General features: G+C 34.8%; 13 protein-coding genes and 2 pseudogenes. 9 read left to right on the forward strand and 6 right to left on the reverse strand.

Annotation, left to right across the window (positions count from 1 at the left end; translation table 11 throughout):
* On the reverse strand, positions 1 to 197 hold a 197-nt coding region (locus tag GSA01S_RS10970), incomplete at its 3' end, for a hypothetical protein (RefSeq protein WP_217994633.1).
* A gap of 280 nt (positions 198 to 477) precedes the next feature.
* On the opposite strand from GSA01S_RS10970, the pseudogene GSA01S_RS11265 reads away from it, so the two are divergent.
* Positions 478 to 685, forward strand: a pseudogene (locus GSA01S_RS11265) (helix-turn-helix domain-containing protein); the annotation flags it as partial.
* Between the two features lie 826 nt (positions 686 to 1,511).
* The gene (gene pgsA / locus GSA01S_RS05985; protein WP_066125809.1) at positions 1,512 to 2,075 is read left to right on the forward strand and encodes a CDP-diacylglycerol--glycerol-3-phosphate 3-phosphatidyltransferase; all 564 of its coding nucleotides are present in this window, start codon (positions 1,512 to 1,514) and stop codon (positions 2,073 to 2,075) included.
* A gap of 324 nt (positions 2,076 to 2,399) precedes the next feature.
* Here pgsA and galU read toward each other — a convergent pair whose 3' ends face one another.
* Genes galU through GSA01S_RS06010 form a run of 5 tightly spaced genes read right to left on the reverse strand, consistent with a single transcriptional unit; the run spans position 2,400 to position 6,411 of the window.
* Entirely contained in the window at positions 2,400 to 3,278 is an 879-nt protein-coding gene (galU, locus tag GSA01S_RS05990) for a UTP--glucose-1-phosphate uridylyltransferase GalU (protein WP_066125811.1), read from the reverse strand.
* Between the two features lie 10 nt (positions 3,279 to 3,288).
* The gene (locus tag GSA01S_RS05995) at positions 3,289 to 4,410 is read right to left on the reverse strand and encodes a glycosyltransferase family 4 protein (protein WP_174519404.1); all 1,122 of its coding nucleotides are present in this window, start codon (positions 4,408 to 4,410) and stop codon (positions 3,289 to 3,291) included.
* Positions 4,411 to 4,412: 2 nt separating this feature from the next.
* Positions 4,413 to 4,676, reverse strand: a complete 264-nt coding sequence (locus GSA01S_RS06000; protein WP_066125814.1) for a hypothetical protein — start codon at positions 4,674 to 4,676, stop codon at positions 4,413 to 4,415.
* Between the two features lie 29 nt (positions 4,677 to 4,705).
* The gene (locus tag GSA01S_RS06005; protein WP_066125815.1) at positions 4,706 to 5,947 is read right to left on the reverse strand and encodes an aminopeptidase; all 1,242 of its coding nucleotides are present in this window, start codon (positions 5,945 to 5,947) and stop codon (positions 4,706 to 4,708) included.
* Positions 5,948 to 5,961: 14 nt separating this feature from the next.
* A complete protein-coding gene (locus GSA01S_RS06010) occupies positions 5,962 to 6,411 on the reverse strand; it encodes a flavodoxin (protein WP_066125817.1) in 450 nt (149 codons plus the stop codon).
* Positions 6,412 to 6,624: 213 nt separating this feature from the next.
* Between GSA01S_RS06010 and galE the strand changes: the two genes are divergently transcribed.
* From galE to GSA01S_RS06045, 7 genes and pseudogenes are all read left to right on the forward strand, one after another.
* Entirely contained in the window at positions 6,625 to 7,644 is a 1,020-nt protein-coding gene (gene galE, locus GSA01S_RS06015) for a UDP-glucose 4-epimerase GalE (RefSeq protein WP_066125818.1), read from the forward strand.
* A 9-nt stretch (positions 7,645 to 7,653) separates the two neighbouring features.
* Complete coding sequence (locus GSA01S_RS06020; protein ID WP_066125820.1) at positions 7,654 to 8,550, forward strand: LCP family glycopolymer transferase; 897 nt, start codon at positions 7,654 to 7,656, stop codon at positions 8,548 to 8,550.
* 25 nt (positions 8,551 to 8,575) lie between these two features.
* The gene (locus GSA01S_RS06025) at positions 8,576 to 9,952 is read left to right on the forward strand and encodes an LCP family glycopolymer transferase (protein WP_066125821.1); all 1,377 of its coding nucleotides are present in this window, start codon (positions 8,576 to 8,578) and stop codon (positions 9,950 to 9,952) included.
* Positions 9,953 to 10,290: 338 nt separating this feature from the next.
* Positions 10,291 to 11,442 (forward strand): DNA polymerase IV, encoded by a 1,152-nt coding sequence (dinB, locus tag GSA01S_RS06030; RefSeq protein WP_066125823.1) that lies wholly within the window; start codon positions 10,291 to 10,293, stop codon positions 11,440 to 11,442.
* Positions 11,421 to 12,231: pseudogene (locus GSA01S_RS06035) on the forward strand (ZIP family metal transporter). Before dinB ends, GSA01S_RS06035 begins: the two are co-directional and overlap by 22 nt.
* 294 nt (positions 12,232 to 12,525) lie before the next feature.
* On the forward strand, positions 12,526 to 13,845 hold the full coding sequence (locus GSA01S_RS06040) for a DRTGG domain-containing protein (RefSeq protein ID WP_066125824.1): 1,320 nt from the start codon (positions 12,526 to 12,528) through the stop codon (positions 13,843 to 13,845).
* Between the two features lie 5 nt (positions 13,846 to 13,850).
* Positions 13,851 to 14,834: a DHH family phosphoesterase gene (locus GSA01S_RS06045; RefSeq protein ID WP_245631280.1), complete on the forward strand. Its 984-nt coding sequence runs from the start codon at positions 13,851 to 13,853 to the stop codon at positions 14,832 to 14,834.
* Positions 14,835 to 14,878 lie beyond the last annotated feature (44 nt).

Here is a 14,878-nt window from a genome sequence, read left to right on the forward strand (position 1 = left end):
AGTTTGAGGCCACTCAACCCCTGCGCGTTTAATGAATAAGCACTAATTTGACTGAATTTTTCAAGCTTGTTCTCAGCTACGTTAAGACGCAGTTTGGGGCCACTCAACCCCTGCGCTTTTAATGAATAAGCACTAATTTGGCTGGATTTTTCAAGATTGTTCTCAGCTACGTTAAGACGTAGTTTGAGGCCACTCAACCCCTGCGCTTTTAATTAACGCACAATAATTTGACTAAATTTATCAAGCTTATGCCCAGTCTTATTAAAAGATTCATTATTTATTTGAACCGAATTGGTTTTCAGTCTAGTTTCATAGATTTAATGTAAAAGGCACTTGAATTAAAATACCACACTCAATATCAATTTATTTAAGCGAAACTAAATTGTTATTTTTTTGTGAAAAAAGTATAATTAAGCTACACCATTGAATACTTTATGTTATAATGAATGAGATAATGACGATAAAGAGGGGACTACTATGAGTACACTTGGAAGTAAACTTCGAGATGCCCGTATTGAAAAAGGGTATACATTAAATACATTACAACAAATGACCAAAATTCAAAAAAAATATTTAGTTGCGATTGAAGAAGGTCAATTTTCTGAATTACCGGGTAATTTTTATATACGAGCATTTGTTAAACAATATGCGGATGTCGTTGGATTAAACGGTGATGAATTATTAAAAGAATATAAAGATGAGATTGAGGTCTATCCAGACGAAGACGAAATGGTCGAGATAGAAAATATCGAAACAGAAGAAATAGGTAGTCGTGTTAAATCGCGTCAAGAAAATCAAGAAAAAAGTAATCTTGAGATTTTATTAACCTATTTACCTTTAGCCTTTCTAATTGGTTTGATATTAATGATTATTTTTTCACTATCGATGGCAATTTCGCGTATGAATGATGATAGTAAATCAAATAAAAATGATAATGCAAATACTTCATCTATTGTCTCCACCGTTGAACCAGAAAGTCTAGTTACGACGACAAGTACCACTAATGAAGAAACAACACAAGCAACCCAAGATTTAGCTGAAAATCAAATTAAAATTGGTGATAAGGTATTAACGTTAATTTCAAATGAGGGTGAAGAATCTGTATATGAAATTCAAGGTGACTTCAACGATTATACCTTTGGTGTTAAAGGAAAAAGCTATGTATGGATTGGGATGTACGAAGACGAAAACATTGTGGTAGATACTTCAATCTCCGAAGGAGAAGACTTTGAATATACTGTTAATGAAGGTGTTACTTCATTTAGAATTCGTTTAGGATATCAAGAAGGTGGTACATTCACAGTTAATGGTCAAGAATTAGAATTGAATAATCCGTACTTTGGAAGTACAGTTGTTTTCCAATTAGCTGATGATGCCGCTTCACAAGAAGTAGAAGAAACGACTGCAATAGAGGAAGTTGTTGAAGAGTCAGTGGCCGAAGAACCAATGAGCGAAACAGGTTACCAAGGACCAGCTGTATTACAAGGACAAGACGAAGGGAATAATAACTAATGAATATTGCGAATAAATTAACACTTTCACGAGTGGTGATGATTCCAATCTTTATTTTGTTGATGATATTTGAATTTGGCAGTCTTTCGTTTAATCAGCAAATTATTCCAGTATCACAATTTCTAGCGGGAATTGTCTTTATTGTCGCGAGTGTTACGGATTATTTAGATGGATATCTTGCTCGTAAATTAAATTTGGTGACATCTTTTGGAGCTTTTTTTGACCCAATGGCTGATAAATTGCTGGTGATTGCTGCTTTTATTTTATTAATTGATAAAGGTGTAGTTCCAAGTTGGGCCGTATTTATTATTATTGCCAGAGAGTTGATGGTTACAGGATTACGTGTTTTATTAGCAACACATGATGGTAAGGTTATGTCTGCCGCATTACCAGGGAAAATAAAAACTTTTACCCAAATGTTCGCTATCGTGTTTTTCCTTTTTAATAATTTTGGATTAACACTCGATATTGCTTCCATCTTCTTTTATATTTGTTTGTTTTTCACCGTTTATTCTGGCGTAGATTATTTTTGGAATGCACGTTTCTTATTTAAAGAACTTTAATTGGTGAATGTGGGTAGAAAGGAAGGAGTTAACTTTCATTTCTACTCGCATTTTTGATTCTTAATAGATAATTTAAAATTGAAGTGATAGGTAACTTGGAACGAATTTTATAGGAAGTTGGTTAATCTCATTAATGTAAAAATAAACTGACTAATACATGATAAAGCTTTGAATTATGATATCAAATATCACACCATGCGATAAAAATGATAAAGCTTTGAATTTTGTTGCGCAATCTCATCAAGGCGATATAGAAAAATAGCCAAGCTAAAAGCTCTGAAATCATCACTATATGACTTCAGAGCTTATTCTTTGTTTATATGATTATTGTTCTAATTGTTCAACTAAGTTTTCAATATACTCTTTTAACTCAGAGGCGATTTCAGGATGTTTTAATCCATATTCAACACTCATTTGTAAAAAGCCTAACTTACTACCCACATCGTAACGATGACCATCAAAACGTTTGGCGAAAACACGTTGAGTTTTATTTAAGGTATCGATGGCATCGGTTAGCTGAATTTCGCCACCAGCCCCTGGGGTTTGATTTTCTAAAATAGAAAAAATTTCAGGTGTTAGAAGGTAGCGGCCAATGATTGCTAAATTACTTGGAGCATCTTCAGGTTTTGGCTTTTCAACAAAAGCATCGACATAATAAGTACTGTCATCGAATTTTCTAGATGGTGCGATAATACCATATTTAGAAGTTTCTTCTGGATCAACTTCCATTACCGCAATATTTGAGGCATAGGTTTCATCGTATACATCGATTAATTGTTTAGTTAATGGTACTTCACTATGCATAATGTCATCACCTAACATGACAATGAATGGTTCATTGCCAACAAAGGCTTTGGCTTGTAACACCGCATCGCCTAAACCTTTAGGGTAAGGTTGACGTACAAAGAACAGATTAATACCAGTGGCTTGTTTAACTTTTTCTAGAAGTTCCATCTTACCTTGTTTTAATAAGTGTTCCTCTAATTCAATATTAGAATCAAAATGATCTTCGATGGAACGTTTACTTTTACCAGTAATAATTAGTATATCTTCGATACCTGAGGCAATCGCTTCTTCAACAATAAATTGAATAGTTGGTTTATCCACAATCGGCAACATTTCTTTGGCCATGGCTTTGGTAGCAGGCAAGAAACGAGTTCCAAGTCCAGCAGCAGGGATAACAGCTTTTCTTACTTTTTTCATATGTATCTAATCATCCTTTATTTTGGGTTATATTTTGATAAATGTTCAGATATTTCTGATTGACTTCATCCCAATTAAATTTGTTAGCATTATTAAGTGCATTCTTGGATAGTGTTGCATAGTTTTGCTTAATAAAATCAATTGCTTTAGTAAAGCCTAATTCATCAGTTTTTGCAACGCTGACTCCAATATAGTGATTGTCAAAGAAAGAATCAAATCCTTCATTTTGAGTATAGATAACAGGCAATCCTTGACTCATTGCTTCTGGATAAACTAATCCAAATGTTTCTGGAGAAGAGAGTAGGGCAAAGACATCCATTGTTCGATAAAAGTCTTTTAGTTGCTCTTTATTCATAGGACCGTGATAGGTGACACAATCAAACGCTTTTAACTGTTCAACTATTTTAGGGTTCCAAGTAGGTCCGACAATGTTTAAATGTGCTTGTGCTATATTCTCGGAGTAAGACTGGACCATTTTGGCTAATTGAACAAAACGTTTTTCATGAATTGTTTTACCAACAGAAACAATTTGAAGAGGGGAATGAATCGCCGGTTGCTTTTCGGTAAAGCGATTTTCTAACCAATAAGGGTCAATCCCATTGCTAATGACTTGTGTTTTTGCACGCAAAGTTTCTTTCATTCTTGAAGGAATATGATTGGCAAATACTTCATTATAATTATTACGTGAAATGAAGAAGACCTGACTGGAATTTTCTAATATTTTTAATCCCATTGGCTTTAACCATGGCATTTTGTCAAAAAATGTCCGAATATCAGCACTTCTTACTGCCACGACGTAAGGGGTCTTAGTTTCTTTCCATAATTGGTAGGCTAACCATCCATTTGAAAATAATGAATGAGCATGAATTAAATCATATTGTTCAGCTTGATAAGTATTTTTCAAATCTTTTAAAATATTATAATGTTTTAAATGAAAAAGATAGCGTTCAAACTGATGATGGTTTCGGTGAATTGTTGTATAGTCTCCACTTGCTGCAATGCGTTCTTCAGGAAATTGATGGGAGATAGGAACGTAGACATCAATTTCTAAACCCGCATTTAATTGACGGTCATATAAATGTTTAAAAAGACCTGAGGTCGAAAAATAAGAATTAATATGTAAAACTTTCATTTTTATTCAGCTGCTTCCAATTCAGCCACCCGTGATTCTAACATCTCCACACGTTCGACTAATTCCATTGTTGCTTCATCATTGAAAGTTGTTTGTTCATCATTTAAACTTAAAATTTCAATCATCCAATAGCCAATAATTAGAAAACCAATGACGATAATCATCAATGAAATCATACCACCACGGTCTAATCGCTTGTCGAATTCGTCAATTTGTTTACTAAATGCTTGATCTAATTTAGCATTAGTATTTTTATTGTCTTGCATCATTCTTACCCCCAATTATGATTGGTGATTTAAAATGCCCATTCTCCATTACGGAAAATAGCAAAAGTTTCACCATCTTTTGTAATTCCATCAATATTCATTTCAGCGTTACCAACCATAAAGTCAACATGGACAGTTGAACGGTTTAAACCACTTGCTTTTAATTCTTCTTGTGACATTTTGGTACCATTTTGAACGGAAGTGGCATAAGCTTGTCCAATCGCTAAATGGTTTGAGGCATTTTCATCAAATAAGGTATTGAAAAATGTAATATTTGATTGAGAAATTGGTGAGCTATGTGGTACTAATGCCACTTCACCTAAACTACGAGCTCCTTCATTATTTTCAATTAATGTTTTTAGAGTCGCTTCCCCTTCAGCAGCACTTACTTCAATGATTTCGCCATCTTTAAATTTGAAAGTCATGTCACGAATGACGACTCCATTGTAACTTAAAGGTTTCGAACTTTTAATAATACCATCTGCACGACGAAAATCTGGTGCAGTGAAAACTTCTTCTGTTGGCATATTGGCAATAAAGATTTCACCTTGTTGATTCGTACTGCCAGCACTTTCCCAAACATGATTCAATGGTAAACCAACCGTAAAATCAACACCAGGAGCGGTATAATGTAAGCTGTCAAATTGTTTTTCGTTTAAGAAATCAGCTTTTTCATTTAAAGTTGCTTCATGTTTTTCCCAAGCTGCAACTGGATCTTGCTCATAAACACGTGTCGTTTTAAAAATTTGATCCCATAAAGCATCAACTTGCGCCTCTGAGCTTTCTAATTCGGGGAAGACTAATGCTGCCCACTCTTGACCAGCTGCGGCACATACGAGCCAACTCATTACATTAGCTTGTGAGGCAATACGTTGTTCAGAAAATGCTAATGAAGCGGCTTTACTTGCTGCTGCTAATTTTTCTGGGGCAATATCTTTTAATGCATTTGGATTTGCCGAACGTAGGGCAATTCTTTTGGCACGTGTTTCAATATCGTACTTAGATTCAGCCACACGATATTCAGGAATATCTGTTAATGTTTCAACTGATTGATGTTGATAACCTAAAATACTAATGGCAGTATCCGTCCAATTAACTTTAACGTGTTTTGCACCTAATTGATAAGCATGTTGTGTCATTAATCTTACCAATGGCGCTTGTTCTATTTCGGCATTGATTAAAACATAATCATCTGTCGAAACATTTAACCCTTTTGTCATTAATAAATTTGCATATTTATCTAATAAAACATCAAAATTTTCTAATACCATTTTATACCTACTTTCTATGATTCAAAATGACTAGCAATGGCGTCTGCTAGGGCATTCAAGTTTTCAATATCTTCATCTTCAGCGTTTAAATTGACTTTTACACTTTCGCCACCTTTAGTTGCACCCGTTGCAACAAATTGATTTTCAAAGAAATCAACAGCAGCACAGAAATAATCATAAAAATCATCGCCAGAACCAAAGACACCAAAAACTTTACCGGTTAAATCAAGTTCACCTAATTCTTCATGGAAATCAATCATTTCATCAGGTAAAACACCATCAACACCATAGGTATAGCTACCTATGATACAAATATCATAATCTAAAAAATCGTGTGCATCGGCTTGCATACAATCAACTATTTCAACATTAATATCATGTTCTTCAAGTCTTTCAGCAACGATATCAGCCATTTCTTCGGTATTACCGGTTAAACTGGCAAATACAATTAGGGCTTCAGCCAAACTAATTCCTCCTTACATTGCACCTTTTTTAAGGTTTTCGTTTCTATTATAACAAAGATTCCTTTCAATATATATATAAATTAAATATAGATTTGAATTTTAAAGGTGAAACCACTATGAATAATTTTTGATAACCCAATAAATTCGCTATCATTAACTTCTTATCTTGTGTTATAATGAACACTAAGAGTAAATAAGTATAGGAGTGGTATGATGTCAGTTTTAGTTACTGGTGGAGCGGGTTATATTGGTAGCCATACAGTGGTAGAGTTATTAAATTTAGGAACCGACGTGATTATCGTTGATAATTTTTATAATAGTAAGCCAGAAGTATTAGAGCGCATTAAAGAAATTACTGGCAAAGACTTTAAGTTTTATGAAGCTGATATTTTAGACAAAGAAACAATGACTAAAATTTTTGCTGAAAATGATATTGAATCCGTGATTCATTTTGCCGGTTATAAAGCGGTGGGTGAATCTGTTTCGAAACCTTTAGAATATTATCATAATAATATTGAGGGAACGGTTGCCTTATTAGAAGTGATGCGTGCAGCAAATGTAAAAGATATCGTATTCTCATCTTCAGCAACTGTCTATGGTTCGGAAAATCCTTCTCCATTAGTTGAAAGTATGCCAGCTAATACGGCAAGTAATCCTTATGGTTATACTAAAGTTGTTAATGAACATTTACTAACTGATTTAACCATTGCTGACCCAGAATGGTCGGTCACCTTATTACGTTATTTTAATCCTATTGGTGCTCATGAATCAGGACGTATTGGTGAAGACCCTCAGGGAATTCCTAATAATTTGATGCCATATATTACACAAGTTGCAATTGGTAAACGGGATCAATTAACCATTTTTGGTAATGACTATGACACTCCAGACGGTACTGGTGTGCGTGATTATATCCACGTAGTTGATTTAGCAAAAGGTCATATTAAAGCCTTAGAAAAGAACAAAGAACAAAAAGGTGTAAAAGTTTATAATCTTGGTACAGGAGTTGGCTATTCAGTACTTGACTTAGTCAATGCCTTCCAAAACACTAATAATATTGAGATTAAATACGTAATCAGTGAACGTCGTCCAGGCGATGTCGCAACTTGTTATGCAGACGTTACGGCAGCCAATAATGAGTTGAATTGGAAGACTGAAAAGACTTTAGAGGATATGTGCCGTGATTCTTGGAATTGGCAATCAAATAATCCTCAAGGATATGACGAGAAGTAGTGTTCGCAAATGAAAAATAAACGTAGACAAACACCTCAACATATTAGTCCTAAATTTGAGCCAAATACCAAAAATAAACGTTCTAATGGCATGATTACGTTATTTATCAGTATGGCGCTATTTGTCACTTTATTTTTCTTTGGTTACCATTATTATATGGGGATTGAAAAAAGCTACTATCATTCGATTGAAGAGATAAATTGGATTGAAAAAGCGGATCGTTTGTCCAAAAATCAGCCTACGACTTTTTTAGTCGTAGGTCTGTCTTTTCCAGATGGTGGCAGAATTGAATCTCAACAAGCAACGAGTTGGAATCTCATTACTTTAAATCCTAAGACAGGACAAGGGTTATTAAGCCAGGTAGATGCTCAGTTAGAAGTTGATAATAAGCCTTTATATCAATGGAACCCACGTCATCAAACGGATTTATTATTAAATAAATTAGAAATAATATTGGACCAAAATATTGATCATTTAACGGTTATTTATTTGTCAGAAACAAAGAGTCTTATTGACTTGTTTCCTAATATTACGATTACACCTCAAGCAGACTATACCTATAATGATTTGCACCTACAAAAAAATCAAAACACTTTACTTTCCGGACGATTAGCTTTACAATATATGCTTAATCAAGGTGAAGAGACTGTTTCAGAGCGAAATCAACGAGTGAATGAGGTCTTATTAGGTATTTGGAATGAAGTATACGGTTTGAACCATTTACCGCATTGGAAGATTTATTTCGATGAAGCCAGTCAAACAGTATATAGTTCGTTATCTTGGCAAGATTACTTACGATTAAATTTTGGCAGTTACCAAAAAGCTATAAAGAATTTAACCATCCTTGAAGTGGATAAAGATAATTTGGAGGAGCTAAGAACAAAAGTCAAAGAAATAATCAATTAGTCGTATTATTAAGGAAGTTAATTAAATGAATCATGAAACAAATAAAAATAAAAAGAAAAAGAGAAATTGGCTGAAAATCCTAAGTGCAATCTTTGTGATTTTACTCGCCGTTGGTTTAGGGCTTTTCATTAAAGTGAATTCAGACATTAATGAATTAAAAAAATCAGTGGTGGTTGAAGATATTTCAGTTAATAAATTACGTGACAAAGAAGCCGAAGTAGATGAAGGGGAACCGTTGAATATTTTACTTTTGGGAACTGATGCGAATAATCTAGAACGAACCGAAGATCAAGGCTTTGTGAGTCGATCTGATACTATTATGATTGTCAGTTTAAATCCTCAGACACAAACAACTAAAATGTTAAGTATTCCACGAGATACTTTATCCTTTATTGAAGGCTATAATGAACCTGAGAAGATTAACCATGCGTATGCCTATGGTGGCATTGAGACCGCTATTGATACAATTCAAGCCTTTTTAAATTTACCAATTGACTATTATGCTGTATTGGATATGTCAGGATTAGAAGAATTGATAGATGCGATTGGTGGCATTGAAGTCACTAGTCCTTTAACTTTTACTTATCGAGGCACCCAATTTAAAAAGGGTGAAACAAGGGAAGTAAATGGAGTCAAAGCGATGAATTTTGCCCGGATGCGTTATGATGACCCTGAAGGCGAAGTTGGACGACAAAATCGCCAAAAAATGGTTATTAAAGCGATAATGGATAAATTACTCAGTTTGAATGCTGTTACTTATTACCCACAAATTTTACAAGTGGTTGCCAAAAATGTTAAAACAAATTTTGATTTAACAACCATTTTATCGGTATATCCTAAGTATGTGTCAGCTCTCAACAATATTTCATCTATTGAATTTGATGAAATGCAACCATTATATTTAGATGATATTTTTTACTTTAATATTCCAGTCTCTGCACGTTTGAAAGTTTCAAATGAATTACGAGCTCATACTCAACTTGAAGCGATACTAGCAAGTTCATTGGCTGACCCGATGGCTGATAATGAAAATGAGTTCATTAAGAGTGAATTGATTGTGATGAATCAATATCCAAGTGGACTAACACAAGAGCAAATTGACGCTATCAATCAACAACAGGCCGATTTAGAAAGAGTACGTGATTTAGAGACTTCATATTATGAAGGCGATATTTACCAACAACCAACCCAAGGATATGAAGCACCTTCTTATCAACCTAGTTATACTGAAGCGCCGTATTATCCTCCACAAACCGAACAACCTAGTGTCACTGAGCCGCCGGCCTATACAGAACCGGTGACGGAACCACCCGTCGACACAGCACCACCGGTTACGCAACCACCTGTGCAGAGTGAACCTGAAGTGACAAATCCTGTCGTAACCCAGCCACCAGCTGAATAGGTATGGATAGGGTAATATGACCAGATTGAATAACTTAAATAAACAAAAATAAATAACGAGGTTTGGCGATAAAGATGTCTTCGCTAGACCTCGTTCATTTTGAATGGAAATTAATATTGTGAAAGAATAGGTGGTGACCAGTTCTTCAATCCATTATTCATTAGAATTGTTACTATCGATAAACATGATTTTTAATAAAATGATGGCTAAATAGAAAATTCAAACCAATTTACGCTGGATAAGCTAAGGGCAATAGAAGTAGATAGTATTTTTTCATTAAAAGAGTAAGTTTGATATACTAATAACTGAAATAAAAAGAAGTGAGGTGATGATCAACAATGAAATATGGTTTATTAACTTTTGAAGAACCGAAGCCCGATACAACGCGAAAAATTTTGCATGTCGATATGGATGCTTTTTATGCGAGCATTGAAGTGCGAGATAATCCTAGTTTGAAAAATCGACCTGTGGTCATCGCCAAGCATCCTAATTTAACCGGTGGTAGAGGGATCGTTGCTACTTGTAATTATATTGCTCGTCAATATGGTATTCATTCAGCAATGTCTGCTGTAGAAGCTTACAAACTGTGTCCGAAAGCTATTTTTATTCAAGGGAATATGGATTATTATCGTGAGGTTTCGCAACAAATTCGCGCAATATTTTTAAAATATACTGATGTTATTGAACCTTTATCATTAGATGAGGCGTATTTAGATGTGACCGTCAATAAAATTAATGAAGCGAGTGCGCTAAAAATTGCACATTTAATTCAAAAAGAGATATACGAAACCCTTTCGTTAACTTGTTCTATCGGTGTTTCTTATAATAAATTCATCGCAAAAATTGCCTCTGATTATCATAAACCCCACGGCATCACTATTGTGACACCTCAAGAAGCCACTAAGTTCTTACAAGCACTTCCGATTGATAAGTTTTATGGAGTCGGCGTGAAATCCATTCCGCATTTCCATGAATTAGGAATATTTAATGGAAAAGATTTGTATCAACAAGATTTAGATACTTTAATTAAACATTTTGGTAAGATGGGCTATTCCTTATATTTTAAAGTTCGTGGAATTCATAATGCTGCAGTAAATCAACAGCGAGATCGCAAATCAATTGGTAGAGAAAGAACCTTTACTCAATTTTTGAATGATGAAGAAAAAATTAACGTTCAATTTGAAAAACTTACCCAGAGTGTGATGAAAAAAGTTAGAGGTTTAGGCTTGCTTACAAACTCTGTTACAATTAAAATAAGATATGGAAACTTTGAAACGATAACGAGACAAATGCAAGCAGAAGATTATTTTGATTCTTATGAAGAGGCTATTTCCATTGTGAAAGAATTATGGCAAAAACATGGGAATTTAGATCAAGAAGTGCGTTTACTGGGCGTGTCTGTTTCAAATTTATTAAATCCGGAGACATCCGCAATCCAATTAACAATTCAAGAAGGGAGTGTTGATGAATGGCTTGGTTCATCGAATTAAATCCAGTTTTACAAGCGTTTCTAGCTGGAATTTTTACATGGCTATGTACATTATTTGGCTCAGCTGTGGTCTTTTTTGTTAAAGATGTAAATGATAAATTTTTAGCAGTAATGCAGGGGTTTGCTGCCGGTATTATGACTGCTGCTTCTTTTTGGTCGTTACTAGCACCGGCACTTGAATATGCTGAGAATAGTGCGTTACCTACCTGGGTACCGGTAACGATTGGCTTTTTAGCCGGAGGAATATTTTTGCGATTATTAGATAAACTTGTTCCCCACCTACATATCAGTGGGGACCACGGGGACACGGATATCAAAAGTGTTAATATTTCTCGTACTGCCATGTTAGTGCTAGCCGTCACGATCCATAATATACCAGAAGGAATGGCCTTAGGGGTCGCTTATGCTGCTGCGAGTATGCAAGTCAATGGTGCCACGATAGCGGCTGCTTTGGCATTAACGATAGGGATTGGTATTCAAAATATTCCAGAAGGCTCAGCCTTATCATTACCTTTAAGAGCAGAGGGAAAATCAAAATGGCGTGCTTTCAATATGGGGCAATTGTCTGCTTTAGTTGAACCATTTGGTGCGTTATTTGGTGCCGCAGCGGTATTATTAGTGACGACTATTTTACCTTATGGTTTAGCCTTTGCTGCTGGGGCGATGATCTTCGTAGTAGTGGAAGAGTTAATCCCAGAATCTCAAGCTTCAAAATATACAGATTTATCAACTTTATGTTTTTTTAGGTGGATTTGTTATTATGATGATTTTAGACGTTAGTCTAGGTTAATCATGATGATCGCCCATGTTTGTGTGCAGTATTACAATCTCTTTATTGTATTACTATAAATGCATAAACATGGTTTTTTTATGGGAATTTTCAAATTTGAGTATTGTGACCATTATTGAAAGCCAAACAAGGAAACTAATTATTATCATGATGTAAAGGATTTATTGATCAAAATTATTAGTAAAAAAAGTATTAATAAGTAATCGGTTTGTACTAGCAACTGTATTATAAAACTGTTATAATGACATCAGATTACTATTAACATTTTTTATAGAAGAGAAGGGGAAATTTTGTATGGCAACGAAACACGAACAGATTTTGCAATATATTAAATCTCTACCAGTTGGCAATAAAATTTCGGTCCGTGGGATAGCCAAGAAATTAAATATGAGTGAAGGAACCGCCTATCGTGCGATTAAAGAAGCTGAAACAAGAGGGTTAGTCTCTACTATTGAGCGCGTAGGGACGATTCGAATAGAACAGAAAGTAAAATATTTAACGGATATGCTAACCTTTAAAGAAGTGGTCAATATTATCGATGGGGATATATTAGGTGGATCAGATGGCTTATCGCGTCATTTAAATAAATTTATTATTGGTGCGATGAAAGAAGATGCAATGGTTCGTTATTTTAGTGAGCAGTCTTTATTAATTGTGGGGAATCGTACGGAAGCACAATTACTTGCGTTAGAGCATGATGTAGCCGTTTTGATAACAGGTGGTTTTAAAGCAAACCCAAGCGTTATTCAATTAGCTAATGAACGTAACTTACCATTAATCTCCACTTCGTATGATACTTTTACAGTGGCGACTATGATTAATCGTTCAATTTCTGATCAATTAATTAAAAAAGAAATTTTAACGATTGAAGACATTTATACTCCGATTGAAAAAACAGTCGCTTTAACAGCACAAGATAACGTTCGAACTTTTCATAAAATGTCTGATAAAACAGGATTATCCAGATTTCCTGTTGTCTATAATAATCGTTTAATTGGTGTCGTGACGGCTAAAGATTTAATTGGCCGCGATGAGACAGTATTGATTGAAAGGGTAATGACGAAAGAGACAGTAACCGTTAAATTACATATGAGTATTGCGAGTGTGTCTCATAAAATGATTTGGGAAGATATAGAAATGATTCCGGTTGTGGCTGATAATTTACAGTTATTAGGGGTTGTTTCACGTCAAGATGTGATGAAAGCTATTCATACGATTCAACAACAACCACAAATCGTTCATACATTTGAAGATGATTTAGCCGTTCATTTAGATGCAATCAATCATACTAATAAATTTGGTGATTATGATTTTCAAGCAATTGTGCAACCGCAAATGATTAATAATTTAGGTACTATTTCGTATGGCGTATTATGCGAATTAATTACCCAAACGGCACAAAAGAAAGTGGTAGAGAAAACGAATCTTAATAATATTATTGAAAAAATAGAAGTACATTATTTTAATTTAATTCAAATTGGTAATGAAATCCATTTTAAAGTAGAGGTGTTTCACCAAAATAGACGTAGCGCTTTAGTTCAAGTGGATGTCTTTCACGAAAATACGTTAGCCGCGCGGGCGATTATTACGAGTCAAATTATTGAAAGGGGTTAGTGAGTTTGAGCTATCTAATAGAATCAGAAGTAGAAGCATTTTTCCAAAAAGTAAAGGCGAATGATAAGATTATTATTCATCGCCATCAAAGACCTGATCCAGATGCATTAGGTTCACAGCTAGGGTTAAAACATTTAATTAAAAATGCGTTTCCTAATAAAACTGTTTTGGCAGCTGGTAGCAATTCTAAAGGTTTAAGTTGGTTAGGTCAAATGGATAAAGTATCTGTAGAAGACTATCAAGAGGCATTGGTTATCATTACCGATACCGCTAATACCGAAAGAATTGATGGTGACCATTATCTGAAAGGCAAAGATTTAATTAAAATAGACCATCATCCGATTGTAGAGGAATATGGTAGCTTACAAATTGTAACAACAGCAGCCAGTTCTTGTAGTGAGATTATTGTAGCAATGAGTGATTTCCTAGGTCAACGATTACCACTTACGCCAGAAGCAGCCCAATTATTATATGCCGGTATTGTGGGTGATACAGGGCGATTTTTATACAATTCAACGACAGCAGCCACTTTTAATTATACAGCCTTATTATTAGAACAAGGTATCGATGCCTTTGCGATTAATGACCAATTTCAAGTGATGAGTCCAGCAGAAGTCAAATTACAAGGATTTGGATATGAAAATCTACACGTTAATGATGCGGGCGTTGCTTTTTTAAGAATTAACCGAGAAGATTTAGAGCGTTTTGGCGTTACAGAAGAACAAACTAATGGACTCGTTAATTTGGCTTCGAGAATTCAAGGCGTGTACTGTTGGGTGACCTTTGTACAACAAGAAGGGGAGGACTTTTTCTATCGTTGTCGTCTGCGCTCAAAAGGTCCCGTCATTAATGAAATAGCTGCCTTGCATGCCGGAGGCGGTCATCCGATGGCGAGTGGAGCGAATGCCTATAGTGAAGAAGAATTGAATGAAATTGTAGAACAACTTTCACAAGCTTCGTTACAATATCAACAACAAATCAAACAATAACAATTCATTTAGAGAAGTCATACACGGATCAATATCTATAAAAA

Origin of the sequence: Globicatella sanguinis NBRC 15551 (assembly GCF_001552295.1) — a bacterium.
Lineage (GTDB): Bacteria > Bacillota > Bacilli > Lactobacillales > Aerococcaceae > Globicatella > Globicatella sanguinis.